This is a genomic window from Arthrobacter livingstonensis (assembly GCF_003219815.1).
GTDB classification, from domain to species: domain Bacteria; phylum Actinomycetota; class Actinomycetes; order Actinomycetales; family Micrococcaceae; genus Specibacter; species Specibacter livingstonensis.
Genome location: NZ_QJVD01000016.1, coordinates 24,336 through 48,993, shown reverse-complemented (window position 1 = coordinate 48,993; position 24,658 = coordinate 24,336). Strand labels below are relative to the sequence as shown.

Below are 24,658 nucleotides of genomic sequence, written 5' to 3'. Positions count from 1 at the left end.
AGAGGCTTCCCACCGCGGGCTCAGAAGTTGAAGTTCGACGGCGGCAGCCGGCCAGGCGCACTCGCCTGCCGGGTGCCGCCGTTGGAGTTTTGATGGCGTCAGCAGCCGGTGCCGTTGGGGTTTTCGTTGCAGTTGTCGGCGTAGTTGTGGGTGACGGCGCGCCAGACGGTCAGGCCCAGGGGGTTGGAGGCGATGTTGCCTTGGCCGGGGATGGGGAGGTTGGGTCCGCCGTTGACCGTGTAGGTGCCGTTGAAGTGGGTGGTGAGGTTGATGGCGTATTTGCCGGTGGCGGTGTAGATGTGGCTGGTTTTGGTTTGTTCGCCGATTCGTTCGTCGGGGAGGGGTGCGCCGGCGCTGATGGTGGGGCCCCAGAGGGTGCCGTCGCCGTAGTTCCAGGTGTAGGTGGCGGGGGTGGCGGTAATGTGGACTTTTTGGCCCAGGAGGGTGATGTTGAATTCCTGTACTGTGGCGTCGGCGTAGAAGTTGGTTTCCTGGCCGCGGAGGGTGTGGGGGCCGGGTTGGCTGCCGACGGTGGCTGGTTGGATCGGTGATTTTTGGAATTCGTGGGCGATTTGGGCTGCGATTTCGGCTAGGATGTCGCGGGGCTTTTCGGCGTAAATGCAGGTCGCACGGGATACGACAGTCCAGCGCTGTGGATTCGGCGGCTTAAGTGATCTAAACCAGTCGACAGACTGTCCGCCCTCCGCCGCAGTGCACTCACGAGCGCCTATGATGCAGTTTGTTGCCTGGTTTGAGTTTGATTCGGTGCAGGATAAAACGTACTTGAACATGTATGGGTCGAACGGCCCAGACTCAGGAATCGGGCCGAACAAGTCCTTTCCAGAAACCTTGCTCCAGACATCAGTCCCAACTCCAGTGTCGCCCCAGTTCGACCTATGGCGGTCGCTGGACGCGAACACGACGGATGCACCCGGCACCAAAGAGAAAAAAGAGATAAGCACCATCGAAGCAATGAATCGGCGCATTTCTATTCCTTGGTCAAATGCTCAGCCGTTTGCGCAGTCCACCCAGCGTCGGTATACGTGGCTACTACGATGTCCGCCCGGGCCACGGTGGGGTCTAGTGCTTCGTCGAGGGTACCGTCGGGGGTGTAATAGCTCACCTGGGCCTGTTCGATCATGAGGACTGCCTGGTATGAACCATCTGACGCCTGCTGGAATGAGCTGGTCGATGAATAGACCTTCATCTTGCCACCAGTTATCCACCCGCCTGACTCGTACCACTCGCTGGCAGGACCATTAGTTCGTGCACACGTTTTACAAGATGGGTCCGTAATGGCCATCATTGGCTCCGAATTACCCGTCTCATATACGTAGCCGAGGGTGGAGTACCAGTAGCGGGCGAATTCTTCGAGGCCCGCTTTGGAGTATTCCTTGGCTTTGACGGGCAGGACGGGTACCGGCACGTTTTGGGCTCGGCCGTTGGCGGTCGCCGGTTTGTAGACCGGTGCGGCTGGCGGCGTTGTGGGCGCGGAACTCGTGGCCGGTATCGTTGCACGTGCCGTGGCCGGGTCGGTTCCGGCATTGAGCGGGGCGTCCTTGGGAGTGCAGCCGGTCAGGGACAGTGCCGTGGCGAGTGCCAGGGTGAGGAAGGCCGCGGCCAGGTGCTGCCGCCGTCGACGGTGCCGGCGCGTTGGGGTGCGATGTGGCTGTGAGTGCAAACTGATGGTAATCATGCGGGCCCCCGCGGGAATCTATTCCGGGGATCCGCCCTGAGGGGACCCCACTTCAGCTAGACAACAAGCTACCCCAAATAAGTGACCCCGACCACATGATATCCACAGCCCAGTCATGCTGGGTGGAGTGGGCTGCCATGGCCAGCGAGATCCCAAGGGAGGACTTTGCGTGGCCAGACAGGCCCGTGAACGGGCACGGAAGGCGGCCAGGGATGCATCTTTTGGGGTGGCTTCCTCCACAGCGTATATATGTCCTAGTGTTTTCCACATTCTCGGTACCTTCTCGTAGAATGTCAGTGGTCTCCGGTAAAATTTTGGGTATGGAAGATAAGGCACGGCAGCCGGGAAAAACCGGCAACCACACAGGGAGAGGGACCGCTGGTGAACACGTTCACCAGATCCTTCACCTTGCTGCCGCCCTCACCATCGCCACCCGGGCAGCCGCAGCCCGTCCCGCAGACGGCCATCCGCAGGCAGCACCCGCCAGCGATTTTGCCGGCACCGACCAGGGCACTGGGCAGGGGTTGGTCGGCGCGCCCCTGGGGCTGGACCTTGAAGCGCTAGCGGATGCGCAGCTAACGGACTGGGCACAGGACCTTGAAGCGCTCTCGCACGTCATGGAGGCCCTGCAGGTCCAGGTCGCCGCGGCCCTGGCCGGGCGGGTGCGGGCGGGCCGCTTCGACGCCGAGGGCGTGAAGCAGCCTGCAGACTTGTTTTCAGCCACGCTCAAGCTCAGCCGGGCCGAATCGGCCCGCCGGCTGCGCCTGGCTGAGCACTTCATGCCCACCACGAACGCCCTGACACTTGTCACGACCCCGCCTGCCCAGCCGGTCGCGGCGTCGGCGTTTTTCGCCGGGAACCTCTCCGCGGAACAGGCCCACACGGTCTCCCGCTTCACCGAGGAAGCGCAACATCTTGTAGAGGCAGGCCAGATCGAGCCAGAACTGGCCGCCGAACTGGAACGAACACTCACCCGGCATGCCCGGGACATGGACCCGGACTCCCTGGCCCGCATCGGGACCCGGGCCGTGAACGTGCTGGACCCCGACGGGCAACAACCCAGCGAAGGCGAACTGCGAGTCAAACAGGGACTGGTCTTCCGCCGTCCACGCCGCGGACTCGTCGGCTTCAACGGCTATCTGACGATCGCCCAATACGAGATGTGGCGCACGGCCATCGAATCTGCTTTGAACCCCCACGCACACAATGACATCAACACGGTCAATGCCGATGCGGACCCGCTCAACCCCGCAGATTCCCTGAGACCCGACCCCGAGCCCGGCAGCACATCCAGCCCGCGGACCGATCCCGCTGACGTGATCCCCGGGCAGACGGAATTCTTGGACTTGCTGCGCAACGCCACCACCCCGGCACCCGCAGCACCAGAACCCGCCACCACCCCGGCACCCGCAGCACCAGAACCTGCCACCAGTGGCACAGGATCCGGCCGGGCAGGTCCAGGTCGGCCGTTTGCATGGTCAGCTGACGTGGCCGGGGGCACCGCTGCCTGGCCGCCAACCCAAGGTCCCATCCCGGACTGGGCCCAGGCACCCCTGCCGCCGACGAAAGCCGAGGACAACGGCTGGATTCCTCTCCCCGATACCGGCACGGATGACGGCTGGGTCACGCCGAACCAATCCCAAGACAGCCATGGCTGGTCGCTGCCGGGCATTCATAACCCAGGCGCCGGCATCGGCGCAGGCGGTGCCGCGCTGGGAACGGAACCATGGCCTCACATGGTCGACGGCATGAGTGTGTCCGAGCCCGGCACCGACGAAGACATCCCCGGCCTGAACCCCATTGACCCCGCCAGCACCGACGCGGCAACCCAGGACACGCGCTCCCGCGCCCAACGACTCCTCGACGCCAGCATCGACTGCATCAAACTTGCCGCACGCAAGGGCCTGCTGCCCATGAATGGCGGGCTGAAGACCCAATTGTTCATTGGCACCACCAAAGCAGACCTCCAACGCTGCACCAAGGACGGCAGGCCCGGCGGCATCGCCTTCCTGCCCTACTCCGGCCCCCAGCCGCTTGTGCTCTTCGCCCCAGACCTCTGCGACGCGGACGTCACCACCATGGTCCTCGGCGACGGCCATGACATCCTCAACGTGGGGCGCACCCAACGCCTGTTCACCTTCGCACAACGCAAGATTTTGACCGCCCGCGACATCGGGTGCGCTTTCCCCGACTGCACGCGCCCGGCCTACTGGACTGAAGCCCACCACATCATTCCCTGGCAGGACGGTGGCAAGACCAACATCGGCAACGGTGTCATCGCATGCAGCTACCACCACCACCTGCTCCACGACACCGATTGGACGGTCAAACTCGTCCACGGCATCCCGTTGTTCACACCACCCTACAAAATCGACCCCGCCCAACGCCCCCGCCGCAACACCTACCATCACGGCCTTCCCCGCGACACTGACTGAACCCAGACCTCGACGCCCGGCGTCGACAAGGGTCCACCCCCGAGGGCCGGCCAAGAAACGGCGCGGGGAATGGGTCCGGGGAACGGTTGGGGACCGACTGCCGGGAACCGACCTCGACAGGCTATCCGGCCCCGACATGGGGACACCCCCGCAAGAATGGCCCAGGGCAATGAATGAGACCGGGAACGGCTGGGGACCGACTACAGGGAACCAGCCTCGGCGGGCTACCGATCCCTACATGGGGGCCAAGACCACGGACGGCCCGGCCGAGAAATGGCTCCGGGGATCTGCCCGGAACCGGCCACCGGGTCCGCAACTATTGCGGCAAGACGCTTCGATACACCGCAAGGGTCTTTTCAACTATTGATCCCCACGAGAAGTTTTCCTGTGCACGGACTCGCCCCTTCTCCCCCATCGCGCGGGCGCGGTCCGGGTCGCTGACAACCTCGATGAGGGCGGCCGCAAAGTCGGCAACGAACTTCTCCTGGTCCAACGGCGTGCCTGTTCCGTCGGTGACCTGCTCCAACGGCACCAGCAGGCCCGTCTCACCGTGGGCAACCACTTCCGGAATGCCACCCGTGGCGCTGGCCACCACGGCCGCTCCGCAAGCCATGGCTTCGAGGTTCACGATGCCCAACGGTTCATATATCGAAGGGCAGGCAAACACGGTGGCGTGGCTGAGCACCTGGATGAGTTCGTTGCGCGGCAGCATTCGCTCAATGACGATCACACCGTCGCGCTGGGCCCTGAGCCCTTCAATAAGGGAATTCACCTCGGCGCCGAGTTCGGGAGTATCGGCAGCCCCCGCGCACAGGACCAGCTGCACCTCCGGCGGAAGCGCCGCGGCCGCCTTCAAAAGATAGGGCACACCCTTCTGCCGCGTTACGCGTCCGACCCACACCACGCTGGGACGGCCGGGATCAATCCCCAGCGAACGGACGACGTCGTCCTTCTCATCACGCTGCCAGGAATCAACGTCTATGCCGTTGTGGATTACCTTCACCTTGGCGGGGTCGACGTCCGGGTAGCTGCGCAGGATGTCCTGGCGCATGCCATCGGACACGGCGATGATGGCTGCAGCTGCCTCATACGCCGTCTTCTCCACCCACGAAGAAACGGCGTAACCACCGCCGAGCTGCTCAGCCTTCCACGGGCGAAGTGGCTCCAGGCTGTGGGCGCTGAGCACATGGGGAATTCCGTGCAGGAGTGATGCGAGGTGCCCCGCCATGTTCGCGTACCAGGTGTGAGAGTGCACCAGGTCCGCACCGGCAATGTCGGGGACGATCTGCAGATCCACCCCCAGCGTCTGCATCGCCGCATTGGCGCCGGCCAGTTGGGGAAGGTTCCCATAGGAGGACACGACGGCACCGTGGAAGCCGGGTTCCCGGTCCGCACCAAAGGCGTGCACCCGCAAGTCCACCTTCGCGGCCAGGACGCGGCTAAGCTCGGCGACATGGACGCCGGCACCGCCGTATATCTCCGGAGGAAATTCTTTAGTCACAATATCGATACGCACGTTCCCAATGTAGTGTCTTTGAACTGGTTGTTCTAGTGTGAAGGTGTTGTACCCGTTCGCGGGACGTTATTCATCGCAACATTCAAGCTGTCGGAGGTTGGGGTATGGCTGTCAAGAAAGTACTGGCGATTGTGTTGGCGGGCGGTGAGGGCAAGCGTTTGATGCCCTTGACAGCAGACCGTGCCAAACCTGCAGTGCCATTCGCCGGATTCAGGCTCGTCGATTTTGCATTGTCAAACCTGGTTAATTCCGGGTACCTGAAAATAGTGGTGTTGACGCAGTATAAGTCGCACAGCATGGACCAGCACATTTCCCAGACCTGGCGAATGTCCACTCAGCTGGGCAATTATGTGGCCAGCGTTCCGGCGCAGCAGCGCCGCGGCAAAAGCTGGTTTTTGGGCAGCGCGAACGCCATTTACCAGTCCATGAACCTGATCGTTGACGCCGCACCGGACATTGTGGTGGTGGTCGGCGCCGACCACGTCTACCGCATGGACTTTGAGCAGATGGTCGAGAGCCACATCAAGTCCGGCGCACGCGCCACTGTTGCCGCCGTGCGCCAGCCGCTGACCATGGCCGACCAGTTTGGCGTCATCGAGGTGGACACCTCATTCGACACCGGTGCTGTCGGTGCCCACAAGATCTCCGCCTTCGTCGAAAAGCCGGCATCAACTCCCGGCCTGCCCGACGCTCCGGACCAATTCCTGGCCTCCATGGGCAACTACGTCTTCGATACCGACGCCCTGGTCGAGGCGCTCGAGCAGGATGCAGTCAAGAGCGACACCAAGAACGACATGGGCGGGGACATAATCCCACACTTCGTGGACCGCGGAGAAGCTTTTGTCTACGACTTCAGCACCAACGACATCCCCGATGCCACGGACCGTGACCGCAACTACTGGCGCGATGTGGGGACCATCGATTCCTACTACGACGCGCACATGGACCTGATCTCCCCGCTGCCGATCTTCAACCTCTATAACCGTGCCTGGCCGATCTACACGCGCAACACCACCTCGCCGCCGGCCAAGTTTGTCCACGGTGAGCACAACGCCGTTGGCGCGGCCCTGGACTCCATCGTTGCCCCCGGCGTGGTGGTTTCCGGCGGCGTGGTGGAAAATTCCGTCCTATCCAACGATGTTTTTGTAGGCACCGGTGCCCGGGTCATGGATTCAGTACTTATGGACAGCGTGGTGGTGGGAGCGGGCGCCGTGGTCAAACGCGCGATCATTGACAAGTCCGTGCGCATTCCTGCCGGTGCCACGATCGGCGTCAATCCGGAACTCGACCGGGCACGTGGATTTATGATCACCGAGTCCGGGCTTACGGTCCTGAGAAAAGGTCAGATCGTTCCGGCGCCGGCAGCCGAAGAAGTGGCCGTCGCCAAGGCGGCCGCCGCGGCGACGCCAGCCGCCCTGGAACTCGCCATCGCCGAGCACCGGTTGTCGAAGGAGACGATGGACCTGGTGGTGGGCAACCAGCTCACTGCAGCTGACTCGGCTGCCCTGCGGGACGCAGGCTCGGCTGTGGGACGGGACGGCGTGCTGACGGCCGGCTCCGCCCCTGATTCCGCGGCCGGTTCGTCCAACGGTCCAGCTGGTCTGGCGGGCAACGTGTCGGAGCCCGACGGGGAAGCGGCTAAAATTGTGGAGTGACTGCCGCTGAACTGACTCCCGAAGAAATCCAAAACTGCATCAAGGTTTTAGAAAATATTCACATCTATGACGAAGACAATTCGGATTACGTTAAAGTCCGCCGGGCAACCGGAAAAATGTTCAAGGCGGTAAAGCGATATCGCCGGAACGTTAAAAGGGACGCCGTAAATGAGGCGGACCGTGCCGTAATTGCAAAAACGGCCACGGCAGCTCCGGACCGAGTTGACGATGAAACGCGCGGCAACAAGCTCAAGGCATCCGCGACAGGTAAAATGGCGGGAACGCTGCAGCGTTCCCGCCCCTGTTACATCTGCAAACAGCACTACACGCAGGTTGATGCCTTCTACCACCAGTTGTGCCCCGAATGTGCCACGTTCAACCACGCCAAGAGGGACGCCCGCACGGACCTATCCGGCAAGCGCGCCCTGCTGACCGGCGGCCGTGCAAAAATTGGCATGTACATCGCCCTGCGCCTGCTGCGCGACGGCGCCCACACCACCATCACCACCCGTTTTCCCAAGGACGCCGCCCGCCGCTTCGCAGCCATGGAGGACAGCTCCGACTGGCTGCACCGCCTGCGCGTCGTCGGGATTGACCTTCGCGATCCAGCACAGGTCATCGCCCTGACGGATTCCCTGAACGAAGCGGGCCCGCTGGACATCATCATTAACAATGCGGCGCAGACAGTGCGCCGCTCGGGCAACGCCTACAAGCCACTGGTGGATGCTGAATTGGAACCACTCCCCGACGATTCCCCCCTGCCGGAACTGCTCACGTTTGGGCACGCCCACGACAAGCACCCGCTGGCCCTTGCCGGGCAAATCACCTCCCACCCCCAGCTGGGAGGGGATGAAATCGCCGCCTTGGCCCTTTCCATGGGTTCGGCCTCCCTGGACCGGGTTGCTGCCGGCACGGCCATCGACGCCGGCGGCCTGGTCCCCGACGTGGCCACCATCAACAGCTGGACCCAGGTGGTGGACCAGGTGGATCCGCTGGAAATGCTGGAGGTGCAGCTGTGCAACGTCACCGCACCCTTCCTGCTGGTCTCCAGGCTTCGCCCCGCCATGGCCGCCTCCCCCGCACGCAGGAAATACATCGTCAACGTCTCCGCCATGGAGGGCCAGTTCTCCCGCGCGTACAAGGGCCCGGGCCACCCCCATACCAACATGGCCAAGGCAGCACTGAACATGCTCACCCGGACCAGCGCCCAGGAAATGCTTGACGCCGACGGCATCCTCATGACCGCCGTGGACACCGGGTGGATCACCGACGAACGGCCCCATCACACCAAGATCCGGCTGGCAGAGGAGGGCTTCCACGCGCCCCTTGACCTGGTGGACGGCGCGGCCCGCGTCTACGATCCCATCGTCACGGGCGAATCCGGGGAAGACCAATATGGCGTGTTCCTCAAGGACTACAAGCCGAGCCCTTGGTAGGCGCCACCCGGCAGACCGGCAAGGGTTGGCGCGTACGCACCGTACCCCTTGCCCCCGGCCTTGCCGCCGCCCTCGCCGCTGTTGCCGTTGCCCTGGCGGTCCACAGCCTGGTGCCGGTCCTCCCGGCCATGACCATCGCCGTCGTGCTTGGCATTGCCGCGGTGAACCTTCCCGGGACGTCGGCGCTTTGCGACGGGCCGCTGCGCGCCGGACTGAATTTTGCCGGCAAGCACCTCATGCGGGTGGGCATCGTCTTTCTGGGGTTGAAGCTGAGCCTGGGCGACATCGCGAGCCTTGGCTGGGTGACGGTGGCCCTGGTGGTGGGCGTGGTGCTCCTCAGCTTTGCCGGCACCTACGCACTCGGCCGGCTCTTCAGGCTCGACGGCGACCTGCCCCTCCTGATTGCCACCGGCTTTTCCATTTGCGGCGCGTCAGCGATCGGGGCCATGGCCGCCGTCAAGGGCACCAAGCACAGCGACACAGTGCTCCCCGTGGCTCTGGTGACCCTCTGTGGGACGCTGGCCATCGGCGTGCTGCCGCTGCTGATGAACCCGCTCGGCCTTGACGCCCTGCAGTTCGGCCAGTGGGTGGGCGCCGGCGTGCACGACGTCGGACAAGTGGTGGCAACCGCCCAGACTGCCGGGACAGTGGCCCTGAGTGCCGCCATCGTCATCAAGCTCACCCGGGTGGTGCTGCTGGCCCCCATCGTCGGGGTGGTGGGCGGGCTGGAACGACGCCGGCACGTCCGCCGCGCGCAGGCCGCCGATGCGCCTGCCGGCCCGCTTGGCACCGATTCCGCCGGCAAGCCAAGGTTCCCGCCGGTGGTGCCCCTGTTTGTGGCGGGCTTCCTGGCCATGATTGTGTTGCGCACCACCGGCTGGCTGCCCGCCGGCGTGGTCGGGGCCGGATCGGTTGCGCAGGACATCGCCCTGGGCGCGGCGCTCTTTGGCCTTGGCGCATCCGTGCGCGTGGGCCAACTCTTCAAGACGGGTGTGCGGGCCACCATGATGGCGCTCTGTGCGTGGGCGCTCATCGCCGCGCTGGCATTTGGCGCCGTCCACCTGATGGGGTCCTGACCGCGTAGACGGGCCCAGTGCGTCCACGCGGTCTGCCCGCAGGCAGGGCGCCGGGCGCAGGGGCTCTCCGACGCCCGGACTGGCCGCCGTCGCCCGCACCGCCGCCGTACTGGGCTCTCCGCCGCCCGGACTGGCCGCCGTCCGTGGTTGAATGAAATGGTGTCGAATTCAAACCTCAGCCGTGCCGAAGCTGCCACGCGAAAATCACTGATCAAGGTCCACTCCTACGACGTCCGGGTGGACATCAGCAACGCCGCCAGCCTGGACGACCCCGGGTTTGCCACGCAAAGCACCATCGCGTTCAGCTGCACCACCGCCGGGGCGGAAACGTTCCTGGACTTCATCGGTCTGGGCGTGGAGTCCGTGGTGCTCAACGGTGTCGAACTGGACGTGAGGCAGGTGGTCCGGGACGCCCGCATCCTTCTGCCGGGGCTCGCGCTGGAGAATGAGGCCACGGTCAGGGCCACAGCGGCTTACTCGCGCAGCGGCGAAGGCCTGCACCGCTTCGAGGATCCTGCCGACGGCAAGGTCTACACCTACACGCAATACGAGCCCGCAGACGCCCGCCGCGTTTTTGCCAACTTTGAACAGCCCGACCTCAAAGCCCCGTTTACCTTCCACGTCACGGCCCCGGCGAACTGGGAGGTTGCCTCCAACCAGCCAGTCGCCGGGTACGCCGACGTCGAGGTGGATGCCCTCGGCGATGCTGTGGCCGGTTGCTGGGACTTTGCGCCCACGCTGCCCATCTCCACCTACATCACCGCCATCCTGGCGGGCCCCTACTTCAAGGTGTCGGACCAGTTCAACATGACGTTCGGCCCGGACAGCGCGCACGCCGGGACCCGCCTGGAAATCCCGCTGACGTCTTATTGCCGGGCCTCGCTATCCGCCAACTTCGACACCGACCCCATCTTCGCGGTCACCAAGGCGGGGCTTGCCTACTTCAATGAACTCTTCGACTACCCCTACCCCTTCGGCAAGTACGACCAGGCGTTCGTGCCCGAATACAACCTCGGCGCCATGGAGAACCCCGGGCTGGTGACGTTCACCGAGTCCTACATCTACACGTCACGTGCCACGGACACGCAGTACCAGCAGCGTGCCAACACGATCATGCACGAGATGGCGCACATGTGGTTTGGCGACCTCGTGACCATGGCCTGGTGGGATGATCTGTGGCTGAAGGAGTCCTTCGCCGACTTCATGGGCCACCTGGCCGTCGCCGAGGCCACCGAATGGGGAGACAAGTCGTGGACCCTGTTTGCGAGCCGCCGCAAGGCCTGGGCGTACGTGCAGGACCAGCTTCCCACCACCCATCCCATCGTCGCCGACATTCCACATTTGGAGGCGGCGAAGCAAAATTTTGACGGCATTACGTACGCCAAAGGCGCTTCAGTGCTCAAGCAGCTCGTGGCCTTCGTGGGCCGCGACGCATTCATGGCCGGTTCCCGTGAGTACTTCCGAAACCATGAATACTCCAACACCTCCCTGGCGGACCTGCTTGGGCCCCTGGGTGCCGCGTCCGGCCGCGATTTGGCCGGCTGGGCGGCCGACTGGCTCCAGACCGCCGGCATCTCCACCCTGACGTCCGCTGTCACGGTGGAAGACGGGAAGATCACGGACTTTTCGATCGCGCAGGAGGCAGTGGATCCGGTGACGGGCCGCCCCGCCCTCCGACCGCACCGCCTGTCCGTGGGACTGTTCAACTTCGCCCCCGACAGCAACGACGCCGGACGCCTGGTCCGTACCCACTCGGCCGCTGTCGATGTGTTGGGGTCCGTAACGGACGTGGCGGAACTGGCAGGGCTGCCGGCGCCGGCCCTGATTGTGGTCAACGACCAGGACCTCACGTATGCCAAGGTCAGGCTCGATCCTGCGTCCCTGGACACGGCATTGGCCTCACTGGGCGCCGTGGACGACGCGCTGGCGCGCAGCCTGGTCTGGTCGTCGCTGTGGAACGCCGTGCGGGATGCCGAGCTGCCGGCCCAAAGCTACGTGCGTGCCGTCTGCGACCACGCCGCCGGTGAGCCGGACATTGCCCTACTGCAGACGCTGGCGGACAACGCGCGGTTCGCAGTCGTCAACTACAGCCCGCCCGAAGCGCGCGGGGACGTGCGGGCGGAACTGCTGGCCGGCATCGAACACCACCTGGATTCGGCTGCCCCGGGCAGCGACGAACAACTGGTGTGGGCCCGGGCCCTTGCGACACTGGGGAGGGGAACCGATGCGTCCACCGTGCGTATTCGGGCGCTACTCGATGGAACCGGCATCCCGGCAGGCCTGCGTGTCGACACGGAGCTGCGTTGGCTGCTGTGGCAGGCACTGGCGGCCCGGGGCCGGGCAACCGGGGCGCAGCTGGATGCGGAACTGGCGCTCAACACCACGGCGGAGACGCGCGTTGCCAGGACCACCGCCGGTGCGTCATTGCCCGAGGCGTCGGCCAAGGCCGCGGCCTGGTCGGACTCCGTGGTGGGGACGGGTCTGACCAATGAGCTGCTCAGCGCCACGATAGAAGGTTTCATGGTGGGCGGGCATGATCTGCTCGACGCCTATGTGGAACCGTACTTTGCCGCCTTGAATGACGTGTGGGACCAGCGCAGCATTGAAATCGCCGGCCGGATTGTGCGGGGGCTGTTCCCGGCCCGCCAGGACCTGTCCGCCGGAATGGACCCGTTGGCGCACCCCGTGGTGTCCCGGACGGATGCGTGGCTGGCCGGCAATGCCGATGCCGCCACGGGCCTGCGCCGCCTGCTGGTGGAACAGCGCGACCACTTGGTCCGCTCCCTCACTGCACAGGCCGCCGCCCGCGGCGCCTGACCACCGGAAGGGCTGTGGGTCGGACACTGCCCTGAATGGGTATTGCAAAGGCCTTTTCAGGCCGGCTTTTCGATTCTTAGCCACCTGCCGGGCGGCGGAGTGAAGCCATGGCCACGGCAACCATGCCGGCGGCAACCAGGAGCCACGCTCCCACAGCAATCCAGTTCGCCCACTGGCCGACGAGAGCCACCAGCGGCATGCCGTTCTCGTGCCCGAAGCGGTACGTGGCAACGGAGAACATGCCCAGCGGAAACACGATAGACCAGAGGGCGGTGGAGTACTTCAGCGGGTCGCGCCGGATGATGTGCCGCCAGATGCCGAACGCCACCAGCAGTGGCACCCACCACAGGCCGAACGCCCACAGCAGGTAGCTGAGGCCGCCCACTGTGGGCGCCGCCAGCTCCAGCACGGGCACGCCCGCCGGCAGGTTCAGGATCATGGACCCGGCCAGGACGGTGATGGCCGTGGCACCCATGAAGATCCAGTTCGCCGGCACGATCCCGCCGCGGTTCTCGCCGCCGGTAAGCAACCGGAGGATCACCATGGTGGTCAGCGTCAGATAGAGCAGGATGCCGATGCCCCAGAAGGCAACGGCTGCGTCGCTGAGCAGCCGGATGGACGTGTCACCGCCAGCCAGGGTGGCGGCGGCCACGGACAGCGACTGCGTGGAGACCACCCAGAGGAACCAGGTGCCGTCCACCGGCAGCAGGCGCGGCTGGACGCTTTCCCCCATTTCCGTGCGCAGCATCATGGACAGCGGAATGCCATAGGCCAGGAAAAGCCAGAGTGGAAGGCTGATGATGGCCAGCGTCCACGTGACGGCCGGATGCGTCGGGTGAAAGCCCGCACCGACAACGTTCATGGCGGCCACCATGGTCAGGTAGCCAAAGCCGGCGTGGGGGTTGCGGAAGTCGGCCACGGCGGCACCGCGGCCGGTGGCCAGCCGGCCCACCAACCCAATGGTCAGCACCACCAGTCCGGCGGCGGCCAGCCACAGGAGCACCAGCCCGGCCCCAGCGGCGCCGGCATCCGCCAGCGCGGCCGAGACGATGCCCGTGGCCATGACGAACGCAAAGGCTGCCGGCGGCTGGTGGCGCCACCAGCGTCGCAGGAACGACTGCGGGCCGGTACCTGCGGCAGTGCCGGGCCCTGCGCCGCTCACGGGATTCGGTTCAGCCAGGCGGACGTGCCGAACTTGCTTTCCACGCGCCGGGCGGCCTCGTCCAGCTCCTGCTCCGTGAGCTGCGCCGGCGAGGCGTTGTAGCGTGCCGTGAACGTCTCCATCATGCGCGCCAGGATTTCCGCACGCGTCAGGCCGGTCTGGCGCCGCAACGGGTCAACCCGCTTCTTTGCCGACCGGGTGCCCTTGTCTGAGAGCTTTTCCTGCCCGATGCGCAGGACCTCGACCATCTTGTCGGCATCAATGTCATAGCTCATGGTGACGTGGTGGAGCATGCTGCCGTTGCCGAAGCGCTTTTGTGCTGCCCCGCCAATCTTGCCCTGGTCGGTGGCGATGTCGTTCAGCGGCACGTAAAACGCCTGCACGCCGATGGATTCCAGGGCTGACATGACCCAGGCGTCCAGGAACTTGTACGAGTCCTCAAAGGTGAGCCCGTCCACGAGGCTTTGCGGGAGGTACAGCGAGTAGGTGATGCAATTGCCGGCCTCCATGAACATGGCCCCGCCACCGCTGATCCGCCGGACCACGTTGATGCCGTGCCGTGCGACGCCGGCAGGGTTCAGTTCATTGCGCACCGACTGGAAGCTGCCTATCACCACGGAGGGCTCGTTCCAGTCCCAAAATCGCAGCGTGGGGTTGCGCCGTCCGGCACCAACTTCCTCCGCCAGCACCTCGTCCAGGGCCACGTTGACGGCCGTGGGCAGAACGGTGGGGGCGATGATGTCCCACTCTTGGTCCAGCCAGCTGGTGGCTTTGGCCAGGGCACGCCGCACGGCAACGGCCACGGCCTGCGCGGAAAAGCCAAAGAGGACGACGCCGTCGGGCAAAGCCGCGTTGATGGCGTCGGCCAGCGCCCTGGCAGGAAGGTCGGCGGCGAGGCCCGTCAACGCACTGTTGATGTCATCGAGTGCCTCGTCGGGCTCCAGGAAGAAGTCTCCGCTGACGGAGACGTTGGACAGTTTCGCTTCAGCCACCTCCAGGTCCACCACCACCAGTTTGCCGCCGTGGACCTTGTATTCGCCATGCAGTTGGGATGCCATGCCCCTAGTTTCCCAAGTAATGGCGCGGTGGCGCAAAAGCTGCCCCAAAAGAGGCGGAAAAACAGGTCGGGCCCGCACCAAATGGTGCGGGCCCGACGTCGGCAATGCCGGTGTGAAGCAGACTTACTTCTTGCCGAAGCCTGCGAAGCGGGCGTTGAAGCGCTCCACACGGCCGGCGCTGTCCATGATGCGCTGCTTGCCCGTGTAGAACGGGTGCGACTCGGAGGAGATTTCCACATCGATGACCGGGTAGGTGTTGCCGTCTTCCCACTCAATGGTCTTGCTTGACGTCGCGGTGGAGCGCGTCAGAAACTTGGTGCCCGAGGCCAGGTCGTTGAAGACGATGGCTTCGTACTTGGGGTGGGTGTTCTGCTTCACGGGTTACCTCTAAATGTGATCGCCTGGTTTTTGCCAGACTGATGAATGTTATGGCCACACGGGCCAGCTACGAACTTTACCGGTTCCGGCCCCTTTTCGCCAAGCCGGGCGCACCGGACGGCGGAGTCAGGCCAGCGAGGCCAGCGCGGCGAGGGCGTCGTTGGCGTGCACGTCCATGTTGGTCTCGCTGGAGACCTGAAAGCGCACGGTCCGCGACGGGTCAACAATAAACGTGGAGCGTTTGGTGGGCAGCGTCCTGGCCAACAGGTGCCGCCTGACCCCAAACTGCTCCGCCACCTCGCCATTGGGGTCGCTCAGCAGCGGGTAGCTGAAGTGGTTTTCCGTGGCGAAGGCAAGCTGTTTGGCCGGCGCATCGGTGCTGATGCCCACAATCGAGGCACCCGCGGCGGCAAATTCCTTCTCCAGATCGCGGAAGTGGCAGGCCTCCTTGGTGCAGCCGCCGCTGCCCGCCAACGGGTAAAAGAAGATCACCAGTGGGCCGTTGGCCGCCAGCACGGAGAGTTTCCGCGCATTTCCGTGCTGGTCCGGCAGTTCAAAGTCCGAAACAACGTCACCAATTTTCATGGTGCCATCCTACGCCGGCACGCCGGGCGCGGGCTGGGTGGCGAAGAAGGCCACGGAGCTGGCGGCGGCGACATTAAGTGAGTCGACGCCGGCATGCATGGGGATCATGACGGCGTGGTCGGCGTCTGCCAGTGTCCCTGCGCTGAGTCCGTCGCCCTCGGTGCCCAGGATCAGGGCCAGTTTTTCGTCGTGGCGGGCGGCGAGTTCCTGGATGGTCAGCGAGTCGTGCTTCAGCGCCAGGGCCGCCGTCGTAAATCCGGCCGAACGCAGCATGGACATCCCCCCGGGCCATGCGGGCAGCCGCGCCCAGGGAACCTGGAAGACGGTGCCCATGCTGACGCGGATGCTGCGGCGGTACAGCGGGTCGCCGCAGCGGGGGCTCACCAGCACGGCATCCACGCCCAGTGCGGCGGCGGAACGGAAGATGGCACCAATGTTTGTGTGGTCGACAATGTCCTCCAGGACGGCCACGCGGCGGGCCCCGGCCAGCATTCCGGCAATGTCACGGGGTGTGGGCCGGTGCATGGCGGCCATGGCCCCGCGGTGCAGGTGGAATCCGGTGATGTCCTCGAGCATGCGGGCCGTGCCCACGAACACGGGGACGTCCGGGTGCGCGCCGAGGACGTCCGAGAGCTCCGGCAGCCATTTTTCGGTCATGAAAAAGGAGCGCGGCTGGTGCCCTGCGTCCAGGGCACGGCGCAGCACCCTTGAGCTCTCGGCGATGTACATGCCTTCAGCTGGTTCGCGCACTTTGCGCAGCTGGACATCGGTCAGGGAGGTGTAGTCGCTGACGCGCGGATCTCCCGGATCGTCCAGGTGGATAATCATGAGCGGCCCGTCCACGGCACTGCCCGCAAGGATTTTGACCGTGGACACACGGCGAGAGGATGCACCGCTAGTGAAGGCACCGCTAGTGGCGGGCCGTTGCCGCGTAGCGGCCGCCGTTGTTGGTCACCGAGAGCGGCAGGCCAAAGGTGGCGCTGAGGTGTTCCTCGGTCAGCACCGCGTCGATGGGGCCCTGCGCCACAACACCGCCGTCGCGCAAAAGCAGGGCGTGCGTGAAGCCCGGCGGGACTTCCTCGAGGTGGTGGGTAACCAGCACGGTGCACGGCGCCAGGGGATCCGCGGCCAGTTCGCTCAACCGGCGGACCAGGTCCTCGCGTCCGGCCAGGTCCAGCCCGGCGCCGGGCTCGTCCAGGAGTAGCAGTTCCGGATCGCTCATAAGTGCACGGGCGATCTGCACGCGCTTGCGCTCCCCTTCGCTCAGTGAGGCGAACGGACGGTTCAGGAACGTGGACATGCCCCAGTCCTCCAGCAGGCGGAAGGCGCGGCGTTCGTCGTCACGCTCATAAGTCTCTCGCCAACGCCCCGTGACGCCGTAGGAGGCGGTGACCACCACGTTGAGGACCTTTTCATGTTCCGGGATCTGGCTGGCCAGTGAGGCAGAGGCCAGCCCGATCCGCGGTCGCAGTTCAAAAACGTCGACGGCGCCGAGCACCTCGTCCAAGATGCCCACCACTCCGCGGGTGGGGTGCATGCGCGCCCCGGCAATCTGCAGCAGCGTGCTCTTACCGGCACCGTTGGGGCCCAGGACCACCCAGCGTTCGCCGTCGGCCACACGCCAATCGATGGAATCCAACAGCGTCTTGGTGCCGCGGACCACGCTGACACCGGCCAAACCCAAAACTTCGCTCATAAGCCATGAGCCTATGACACTCGGGGCTGGCAACGCGAACTGTGCGGTCCCGCCACACATGCACAACGTGGTGGAGCCGTTTCGATAGAATCGGCTCATGCCCTCCACCTTCACCGCGGTCAGCTACGGCCCGACACTCCCCCCGCAAATTCTCCGCCACATCCGCTCCGTGCTGGTGGCCGGCGGGTTCGCGATCACCGCAGAAGCCGACGAAGGCCACCCGGGCTTTGAATGCGCCACCTTTGCCCTGGCCGCAAGCGAAAATGACATGGACGACGCCGTCTCCCGCCTGCGTGCCGCACTCGCCGCCGCGCCCATGGAGAACGTGGACACCGCCGTCGTGCCCGACACGCTGCGCAACGCGGCACGCAAGTTCATCATCATGGATGTCGACTCCACTCTGATCCAGCAGGAGGTCATTGAGCTGCTGGCCGCCCATGCCGGCACGGAGGCCGAGGTGGCGAAGGTGACAGCTGCGGCCATGCGGGGAGAACTGGACTTTGCCGAAAGCCTGCACCACCGCGTTGCGACGCTGGCCGGGCTGCCCGAAAGCGTGCTGGCCGAGGTGGGCGCAAAGATCAGGCTGTCCGTCGGCGCCGGACGCCTGGTGGCGCAGGCCAAGGCGGCCGGACATACGGTTGCCGCGGTTTCCGGCGGATTTTCCCAGATCCTCACTCCCCTGGCCGACCGGCTCGGGCTCGACTTTGCGCTGGCCAACGACCTTGAGATCATCGACGGCCGGCTCACCGGCAAGGTGTCCGGGGCCGTGGTTGACCGCGCAGCCAAGGCTGCTTCGCTGCGTGCATGGAGCGCAGCGGCCGGAATCAGCCAGTGCGCCACCATGGCGATCGGCGACGGCGCCAATGACCTCGACATGATGGCCGCCGCGGCCCTTGGCGTGGCCTTCAACGCCAAGCCCGCCGTGCGGGCAGTGTCGGATGCCCAGATCAACCTGCCGAACCTTGATGTGGCGCTGGCGCTGGCCGGCATTCCCGGTCACTGACCCTTGGAAATGAGCGGGTCACTGACTCTTTGAGATAAGCGGCTGTATATGTCGCTGCCGTGTTGCCGCGGGTCGGGCATGGTTCCACTCCGCCCTTTGGCGCCGGAGCCGGACCGGGAAACAATCAGGCGGCGTACTTTTTGGGTGCGGGGTTAGTTGTGGTCATTCGCCCCCGGTGCACCGTGCGCGAATGGTAGTAACCACCCCCGCAACCACCACGAAAATCCGCAACGGCAGCAAATGACCACAACGCCCTGCCCCACACCTTAAGGACATCAGGGCACACCCACCACGCGACGAGCCCGCCAACCGCGGCCAAGCAAAACGCTCACATCACCTCAGACACATGGAAAGCCTCCAACCGGGTCCGGGTCCGGTACTGGGTGGGGGCCGGCCACCAGGCATCCGGTGCTTCAGTTGGGCTGGTGTTAGCCGCGACAGATTCGTTTGGGCTGGTGTTCGTTTCCAGAAGGACGTTGTAACTACCGGTCCAACGCCTAACACCAGCTCCAACGGCTGGCACCCCGGAAGCCGCTGTGGTTGCACTCTCGCGGTCGGCGACAAGTGGCCATTCCTGATGCTGATGTGCGGACGGGGCAAACGTCCTCATTCAAGATTCAGGATTCAAGGCTGGCGCCGAGAGAACCGTCCCCGACCTTGCGCTGTGGGAGCGCGTGGCGCCTTACAGTCTCATTTACGCTGGCCACGGAAACACCGGATGCGCCGCCATTCGGGTGTCGGGGCGGCGGAGCCGGCATTTTTTGTAGTCCGGCGTCAGGGAGGCCCGGAGGCCGATCGCGGCCGAGGACCGGAAGGCCGGACGGAAAAATGACGGTCCACAGCGGCTCGCGGCTACTTGAAGGAGTCGGCCCCGCCAACGTACTCGGTGTGGCCGGTCTCAACGTCGGCCGTGGCCATCGCGGCGATCTCGGCGGCAAACTCGGCCACGGAGTAGAGGCGGCCGGCCTCTGCGCGGCGGGCCTCGATGGCGCCGGGGTTGGCACGGTCCAGCAGTGTGGCCGTGACGGTGCCTTCAATCATGTCGCCGGAGACCACCACCAGGGAGATGTCCTCGGCGGCCAGGTTCGGGATCAGGGCGCGCAGCGCATCTTCGCCGGCGCGCTTGCTCTTGGCAACGGGCTCGTATTCGGCCATGGTGGGCACGGTGTCAATGAAGTGGGCCTGGTGGCTGGTGACGAACACCACACGCGAGCCGGGTTTCATGACGGGCAGTGCGGCATTGAGCAGGTTCACCTGGGCGTCGCGGTTGAGCTTCAGCGCGTAGTTTTCGGCCATGCCGGATTCCATGCCGCCGGAGGCGTTGAGCACCACCAGGTCCAGTGAGCCAAAGTTCTCCATGGCGGCGCTGACCAGTGCCTGCACGCCTGCCTGCGTGGTCAGGTCCGCACCCACGGCCACGGCGCGGCCGCCGGCCTCAACGATCTGGGCGACCACTTTGTTGGCGCGCGGGGCCTTCTGGCGGTAGTTGACCACCACTGCGGCACCCTCCGCGGCCAGGAACTTGGCCACGTCGGCACCCACTCCGCGCGAGGACCCAGTGACAATAACGCTCTTTCCGTCAAGCTTTCCCATAAACATTCCTTCGTTTCTCAATGATCAAGTGAAGTGCGGGCCTAGTGGCCCATGCCCAGTCCGCCGTCGACCGGGATGACCGCGCCGGAAATGTAGGCGGCCTCGTCGCTGGCAACCCAGCGAACCACGTTCGCCACTTCGCCGGCGGAGGCAAAGCGTCCTGCCGGGATGGTGGAGAGGTACTGCTTTTGCGTGTCCTCCGGCAGGGCTGCAGTCATGTCGGTGCTGATAAAGCCCGGGGCCACCACATTGGCCGTAATGCCGCGGGAACCGAGCTCGCGCGTGAGCGAGCGGGCAATTCCCACCAGTCCGGCCTTCGAGGCGGCGTAGTTGATCTGGCCCGGTGAACCGTAGAGGCCAACGACCGAGGAAATCAACACCACGCGGCCCTTGCGCATGCGGATCATGCCTTTGGAGGCACGCTTGATGACGCGGAACGCGCCGGTCAGGTTCGTGTCCACCACGGAGGTGAAGTCCTCTTCGCTCATGCGCAGCAGCAGGGTGTCCTTGGTGATCCCGGCGTTGGCCACCAGCACTTCGACGGGTCCGTGGGCTGCTTCAATTTCGGTGAACGCGGCATCGATGGATGCGGCGTCGGTGACGTCGGCCTGCACGCCCAGGATGCCGGCCGGCAGCTCGGATGGACTCCTGAAGGTAACGGCAACCTTGTCGCCGTTTGCCAGGAAGGCCCGGGCGATGGCCAGGCCGATGCCGCGGTTTCCGCCGGTGATCAGGACACTGCGGCCCTGGGCGGGTGCACTTGCGGGTTCATTCATGTATTCCTCCAAGATGTTTAGCTCGGATTGAATCCTACGGTGAAAGCGCCTAGCCCACACACTTTCACCGTTTTAAGGACAAAGCCTTGCTTTTGGATGTGCACACCCGCAGTGAGAGAATGGGAACGTCCCTTGGAGGGTGATGAAAGACCAAACAGCCATGCCGTCGTCCGGCGCCCCGCGCAGGAATCAGTACCGCCACAGCGCCGCCGTCCCCGAGGTCCAATCCATCACCAACGCCGCCGAGGCGCACAGCCAGGAGATGCACGGCAGGGTCGTCAAGTACGCCACGGCCATGGGCATCCGCATGGTCTGCATTGGCTTGATTTTCGTCGTTGACGGCTGGTTCAAACTGGTGCCCATGGTTGGCGCCGTGGTCCTGCCCTGGATTGCCGTGGTCATTGCCAATGGCGGTGCGGACACGAACCAGCAGGAGACCGACACCCTGCTTGACGAGGCACCCCGGTACGAACTGGACGAACCCCGGGCGGAGGACGACGGCGACTCCCCCGTGGTGCTCGAAGGTGAGCTGGTCGACAATGAACGGGACGACGCCGGCGACGGCTCACAGGACAATGCCCGCGACGGTGACACCGGCGCCACTCCCGAGGAGAAGCAGCAGTGAATTTGTTGGACCTGATGGCACAGGAGCCGGCGGAGGCGATCTGCTCCCGGAAGGGATGCCGGTCCAAGGCGACCACCCAGCTGCTGTGGAACAATCCCAAAATCCACACGCCCGAACGCCGCAAGATCTGGCTCGCCTGCGACGAACACGCCGCCTGGCTGCAGGACTACCTTCAGGGGCGGTCACTGTGGAAGGAAACCCTGTCCATGACGCCCGAGGGACCTGCCTGATACATGAAGACCTACAGATTCCTGTTCTCCAGCAAGTGGGCCGGCTACTTTGCCGTTGCCGTGGTGTTTGCCATTGCCTGTGTGGCGCTGGGCAACTGGCAGATGAACCGCAACAACGACACGATGGCGAACATCGCCAAGATTAAGGCCAACTACTCCGGGACACCCGTGGACTACCTGCAGTTGAAGGGCGACTTCGAGCACCTGGATCCCGCCAAGGAGTGGACCCAGGTCACCATGAAGGGGACTTACATGACGGCGGATCAGCGCGTGGTCCGCAATCGTCCCCTCAATGGAGCAGCCGGCTACGAGGTCATCGTGCCGCTGAAACTCGACAACGGCGACACCGTCATCATCGACCGCGGTTGGCTCCCCATTGGCAACAAGGAAGCCGGACACCCCGACGTCGTGCCCCAACCGCAGCCCGGGACCGTCACCGTGGTGGCCCGGCTGAGGCCGCCGGAACCAAAACTTGACCGCGGCGCACCTGCCGGGCAGATCGCCTCGATTGAACTCAACGACTACGCTTCCCAGCTGGGCTACCCGATCAAGACAGGCGCCTACGGCCAGCTGGCCAGCGAATCCCCCGCCGCCGCTGCAAACCCCACGCCCTTCCCGGCCCCGTCCATCGACCCGGGCTCCCACCTCAGCTACGCCCTGCAATGGATCTGCTTCGGTGTGCTGGCCTTTGTGGGCTTTGGCTATGCGGCCCGCATGCAGGGCCGCAATGACGAGTACGATGCGCTGGAGGCCGCCGAAAGCGGTGTGCCCGTCGAGGAAGTCTATGGACGCGGATCGCCGTTCCACCCGCGCGTCATCAAGAAGACCCGCAAGCCCGGTGCCCGCCCCACCGCGGAAGAGGAAGAGGACGCCATCCTGGACTCACAGGGGTACTAACCGCGTTTTCCCCGCTTGTGGGCGCTTTCGCCGCTCAAAAGCCGTTGACGAATCACCTATGAGCGGGGAAAGCGCGGTTACGCGGCGACTGTGGCGTTCATCATAGACTGGTCCGTGTGAATGCTGACTTGAACCAGGAAACCGTCAACCCCGTGGTGGAAAACGTGCGCGCGGCTCTTGCAGCGGCCGGCCTGCCGGACACCGTCGTCGTGGTCGACGACTCCGTTGCGACGGCGGCCACGGCTGCGGCGGTGCTGGGCTGTGAAGTGGGAGCCATTGCCAACAGCCTGATCTTTGAATGTGGCGGAGCGCCCCTGCTGATCCTGGCGAGCGGTGCGGCCAAGGTGGATGTGAAGCTGGTGGCGCGGGAGCATGGCCTGCCCAAGATCAGCAGGGCCACCCCCAAATTCGTGCTGGAGCACGCCGGCCAGCCCGTGGGCGGTGTCGCACCGCTGGGCCACAAGGAGCACATTCGAGCGTTTCTGGACACGGACCTGGCCCAATACCCGGTGCTGTGGGCGGGTGCCGAAAGCCACACCGCCATGCTGTCGCTCAGCTATGCCGAACTGGCACAGGCCACGGGTGCGGTGCCGACGGCGGTCCGCTGACCCTGTGCGGTCGTGACAAGACAGGGCCCCGCAGCCAAGAGGTGTGGGGCCCTGTCAGGAAATAGTGGGAAACGGTCGAGGCGCTAAAGGAATACGTAGCCATTTCCGGCGGAGCACTGAGCAGTTGACCGGCCAACGCATTGGTAGTCGCCCAGTTGGCTGTAAATGACGTAACGGGTGCCAAGGATTCGAGTTTGTGCCGGGTTGAGCCAGCTGATGGCAACAATGATTCGGAATGCTCCTGTCTGCCCCTGATAGAAGTCTTCTGCACGCACGTATCCGCCGGTGGTTCCTGCACGCAGCGTCCGCAATTCGCTGTGGGTATCTACTACGACCCAAGCTCCGTTGATGAGGCGGTACAGGTTTGTCATGTGGAGGATCGTTTGGTTGCCTGACAACGCTGGTGCCCGGTAAATGTAGGGTGCCGGAACATAGATCCTCGGGTTCTCGCAGGTGTATGCCTGGTTCGGACAGGAGTTGTAGTGCATTCCCTGAACCTTGTATTCATAGACCCCGCCGACGGACCCGGAGTACTGCATCGTGGTTGCCGCTGCAGGCGTTGCGGGCAAGAGCGCCAGCAGTATTCCCCCCATCAACACTAGTGTTGCAACGATTGAACGGATTGGAGTCCGCTTCTTCTGGTGCATGGTGATCATCTTCTTCTACTCGAGCAAGTGAATGAACCGATAGCGGTGGGTTACAGCCCGGGTGATCTGAGATAGACGTATCCGTTTTGGGCGTTGCATGAGGCGGTGAAACGGCCGACGCATTGGTAGTCGCCTGCCTGGTTGAAGTCGATGACCCGCGTGCCGTAGTTGTGTGTACGTGTGGGATTCAGCCACGTGAACCCGACGCCGACCTTGTAGTATCCCGCCTTGCTGAGTGTGAAGTTCTCTGCCCGCACGTACCCGCCGGGCGTCCCTGCCGCAAGGGTGCGGAGTTCACTGCGAGTCGCGATCACCACCCATGCCGAACCGCTCCACCGATAAAGCGTTGTCATATGAAAGACGGTTTGGTTGCCGGCCAATGCCGGCGAACGGTAGACGTAAGGTGCCGGAACGTTGACATCCGGGTTGTAGCAGGTCTTGAGCGTTCCGGCGCAAGCGTTGTAGTGCAGTCCCTGGACCTTGGTGACGTAGATGCCCCCTGGCCTGCCGGAGTTCTGGGCGGTGTAGGCCGACGCCGACGTTGCCGGCAAGAGCGCCAGCACCATCGCAGCTCCGAGTGCGAGTGTTGCCAGCAACGAACGGATTGAAGACCGCTTCCTCTGGTTCATGATGATCATCTCTTTCTGATTCTCAAACGAGTGAATGAACTGATGGAAACCACTATCACCGGTGCCACTTATTGCGCGCTTATCGGACCCGTATCCAATAATGGCGGGAACCATCCCGGTGCCAGTGGGTGAATGGGGAA

Annotated in this window: 22 protein-coding genes and 1 pseudogene; 10 read left to right on the top strand and 13 right to left on the bottom strand. The window is 64.5% G+C overall.

Going from position 1 to position 24,658, the window contains the following annotated elements; translation table 11 throughout:
• Window positions 1-98 precede the first annotated feature (98 nt).
• Window positions 99-791 (bottom strand): PKD domain-containing protein, encoded by a 693-nt coding sequence (locus CVV68_RS14685; protein ID WP_110501820.1) that lies wholly within the window; start codon window positions 789-791, stop codon window positions 99-101.
• A 197-nt stretch (window positions 792-988) separates the two neighbouring features.
• Entirely contained in the window at window positions 989-1,696 is a 708-nt protein-coding gene (locus CVV68_RS23210) for a DUF6318 family protein (protein ID WP_146238910.1), read from the bottom strand.
• 320 nt (window positions 1,697-2,016) lie between these two features.
• Between CVV68_RS23210 and CVV68_RS14675 the strand changes: the two genes are divergently transcribed.
• Window positions 2,017-4,131 (top strand): HNH endonuclease signature motif containing protein, encoded by a 2,115-nt coding sequence (locus tag CVV68_RS14675; protein WP_170133190.1) that lies wholly within the window; start codon window positions 2,017-2,019, stop codon window positions 4,129-4,131.
• 316 nt (window positions 4,132-4,447) lie between these two features.
• On the opposite strand, the gene glgA is transcribed toward CVV68_RS14675, so the two are convergent.
• Complete coding sequence (gene glgA / locus CVV68_RS14670) at window positions 4,448-5,647, bottom strand: glycogen synthase (protein ID WP_110501749.1); 1,200 nt, start codon at window positions 5,645-5,647, stop codon at window positions 4,448-4,450.
• Window positions 5,648-5,751: 104 nt separating this feature from the next.
• On the opposite strand from glgA, the pseudogene glgC reads away from it, so the two are divergent.
• From glgC to pepN, 4 genes and pseudogenes are all read left to right on the top strand, one after another.
• Window positions 5,752-7,012, top strand: a pseudogene (gene glgC, locus CVV68_RS14665) (glucose-1-phosphate adenylyltransferase); the annotation flags it as partial.
• A gap of 286 nt (window positions 7,013-7,298) precedes the next feature.
• Window positions 7,299-8,738: an SDR family NAD(P)-dependent oxidoreductase gene (locus tag CVV68_RS14660; protein WP_110501747.1), complete on the top strand. Its 1,440-nt coding sequence runs from the start codon at window positions 7,299-7,301 to the stop codon at window positions 8,736-8,738.
• Complete coding sequence (locus CVV68_RS14655) at window positions 8,732-9,814, top strand: YeiH family protein (protein ID WP_110501746.1); 1,083 nt, start codon at window positions 8,732-8,734, stop codon at window positions 9,812-9,814. The genes CVV68_RS14660 and CVV68_RS14655 overlap by 7 nt, the downstream gene beginning before the upstream one ends.
• A gap of 159 nt (window positions 9,815-9,973) precedes the next feature.
• Window positions 9,974-12,631, top strand: a complete 2,658-nt coding sequence (gene pepN, locus CVV68_RS14650) for an aminopeptidase N (protein WP_110501819.1) — start codon at window positions 9,974-9,976, stop codon at window positions 12,629-12,631.
• 76 nt (window positions 12,632-12,707) lie between these two features.
• Here pepN and CVV68_RS14645 read toward each other — a convergent pair whose 3' ends face one another.
• The 6 genes from CVV68_RS14645 to CVV68_RS14620 all read right to left on the bottom strand — a co-directional run bounded on the left by CVV68_RS14645 (window position 12,708) and on the right by CVV68_RS14620 (window position 17,510).
• Window positions 12,708-13,793 (bottom strand): tellurite resistance/C4-dicarboxylate transporter family protein, encoded by a 1,086-nt coding sequence (locus tag CVV68_RS14645; protein ID WP_110501745.1) that lies wholly within the window; start codon window positions 13,791-13,793, stop codon window positions 12,708-12,710.
• A complete protein-coding gene (gene lplAB, locus CVV68_RS14640; protein WP_110501744.1) occupies window positions 13,790-14,851 on the bottom strand; it encodes a lipoate-protein ligase LplAB in 1,062 nt (353 codons plus the stop codon). The genes CVV68_RS14645 and lplAB overlap by 4 nt, the downstream gene beginning before the upstream one ends.
• A 123-nt stretch (window positions 14,852-14,974) precedes the next feature.
• Window positions 14,975-15,229, bottom strand: a complete 255-nt coding sequence (locus CVV68_RS14635) for a type B 50S ribosomal protein L31 (protein ID WP_110501743.1) — start codon at window positions 15,227-15,229, stop codon at window positions 14,975-14,977.
• A gap of 126 nt (window positions 15,230-15,355) precedes the next feature.
• Window positions 15,356-15,814 carry a peroxiredoxin gene (locus CVV68_RS14630; RefSeq protein WP_110501742.1) on the bottom strand — a complete coding sequence of 153 codons (459 nt, stop codon included), beginning with the start codon at window positions 15,812-15,814 and terminating at the stop codon, window positions 15,356-15,358.
• A gap of 9 nt (window positions 15,815-15,823) precedes the next feature.
• Window positions 15,824-16,642 (bottom strand): TrmH family RNA methyltransferase, encoded by an 819-nt coding sequence (locus tag CVV68_RS14625; protein ID WP_110501818.1) that lies wholly within the window; start codon window positions 16,640-16,642, stop codon window positions 15,824-15,826.
• Window positions 16,643-16,724: 82 nt separating this feature from the next.
• Window positions 16,725-17,510: an ABC transporter ATP-binding protein gene (locus CVV68_RS14620; protein WP_110501741.1), complete on the bottom strand. Its 786-nt coding sequence runs from the start codon at window positions 17,508-17,510 to the stop codon at window positions 16,725-16,727.
• A 97-nt stretch (window positions 17,511-17,607) separates the two neighbouring features.
• Here CVV68_RS14620 and serB point away from each other — a divergent pair, with 97 nt between their 5' ends.
• Window positions 17,608-18,513 carry a phosphoserine phosphatase SerB gene (gene serB / locus CVV68_RS14615; RefSeq protein ID WP_110501740.1) on the top strand — a complete coding sequence of 302 codons (906 nt, stop codon included), beginning with the start codon at window positions 17,608-17,610 and terminating at the stop codon, window positions 18,511-18,513.
• 852 nt (window positions 18,514-19,365) lie between these two features.
• Here the strand turns inward: serB and CVV68_RS14610 are convergent.
• Window positions 19,366-20,106 (bottom strand): SDR family oxidoreductase, encoded by a 741-nt coding sequence (locus CVV68_RS14610; protein WP_110501739.1) that lies wholly within the window; start codon window positions 20,104-20,106, stop codon window positions 19,366-19,368.
• A gap of 41 nt (window positions 20,107-20,147) precedes the next feature.
• Complete coding sequence (locus CVV68_RS14605; RefSeq protein WP_110501738.1) at window positions 20,148-20,882, bottom strand: beta-ketoacyl-ACP reductase; 735 nt, start codon at window positions 20,880-20,882, stop codon at window positions 20,148-20,150.
• 142 nt (window positions 20,883-21,024) lie between these two features.
• Between CVV68_RS14605 and CVV68_RS14600 the strand changes: the two genes are divergently transcribed.
• The 4 genes from CVV68_RS14600 (at window position 21,025) to CVV68_RS14585 (ending at window position 23,242) form a co-directional block, all read left to right on the top strand.
• Window positions 21,025-21,507: a DUF3099 domain-containing protein gene (locus tag CVV68_RS14600; RefSeq protein WP_110501737.1), complete on the top strand. Its 483-nt coding sequence runs from the start codon at window positions 21,025-21,027 to the stop codon at window positions 21,505-21,507.
• A gap of 14 nt (window positions 21,508-21,521) precedes the next feature.
• Window positions 21,522-21,737 (top strand): acetone carboxylase, encoded by a 216-nt coding sequence (locus tag CVV68_RS14595; RefSeq protein ID WP_110501817.1) that lies wholly within the window; start codon window positions 21,522-21,524, stop codon window positions 21,735-21,737.
• Window positions 21,738-21,740: 3 nt separating this feature from the next.
• Entirely contained in the window at window positions 21,741-22,634 is an 894-nt protein-coding gene (locus CVV68_RS14590; RefSeq protein ID WP_110501736.1) for an SURF1 family cytochrome oxidase biogenesis protein, read from the top strand.
• 116 nt (window positions 22,635-22,750) lie between these two features.
• Window positions 22,751-23,242, top strand: a complete 492-nt coding sequence (locus CVV68_RS14585) for a YbaK/EbsC family protein (protein ID WP_245933555.1) — start codon at window positions 22,751-22,753, stop codon at window positions 23,240-23,242.
• Between the two features lie 83 nt (window positions 23,243-23,325).
• On the opposite strand, the gene CVV68_RS14580 is transcribed toward CVV68_RS14585, so the two are convergent.
• Together CVV68_RS14580 and CVV68_RS14575 are read right to left on the bottom strand one after the other, a co-directional pair.
• Window positions 23,326-23,898, bottom strand: a complete 573-nt coding sequence (locus CVV68_RS14580; protein WP_146238909.1) for a hypothetical protein — start codon at window positions 23,896-23,898, stop codon at window positions 23,326-23,328.
• Window positions 23,899-23,939: 41 nt separating this feature from the next.
• On the bottom strand, window positions 23,940-24,518 hold the full coding sequence (locus tag CVV68_RS14575) for a hypothetical protein (RefSeq protein ID WP_146238908.1): 579 nt from the start codon (window positions 24,516-24,518) through the stop codon (window positions 23,940-23,942).
• Window positions 24,519-24,658 lie beyond the last annotated feature (140 nt).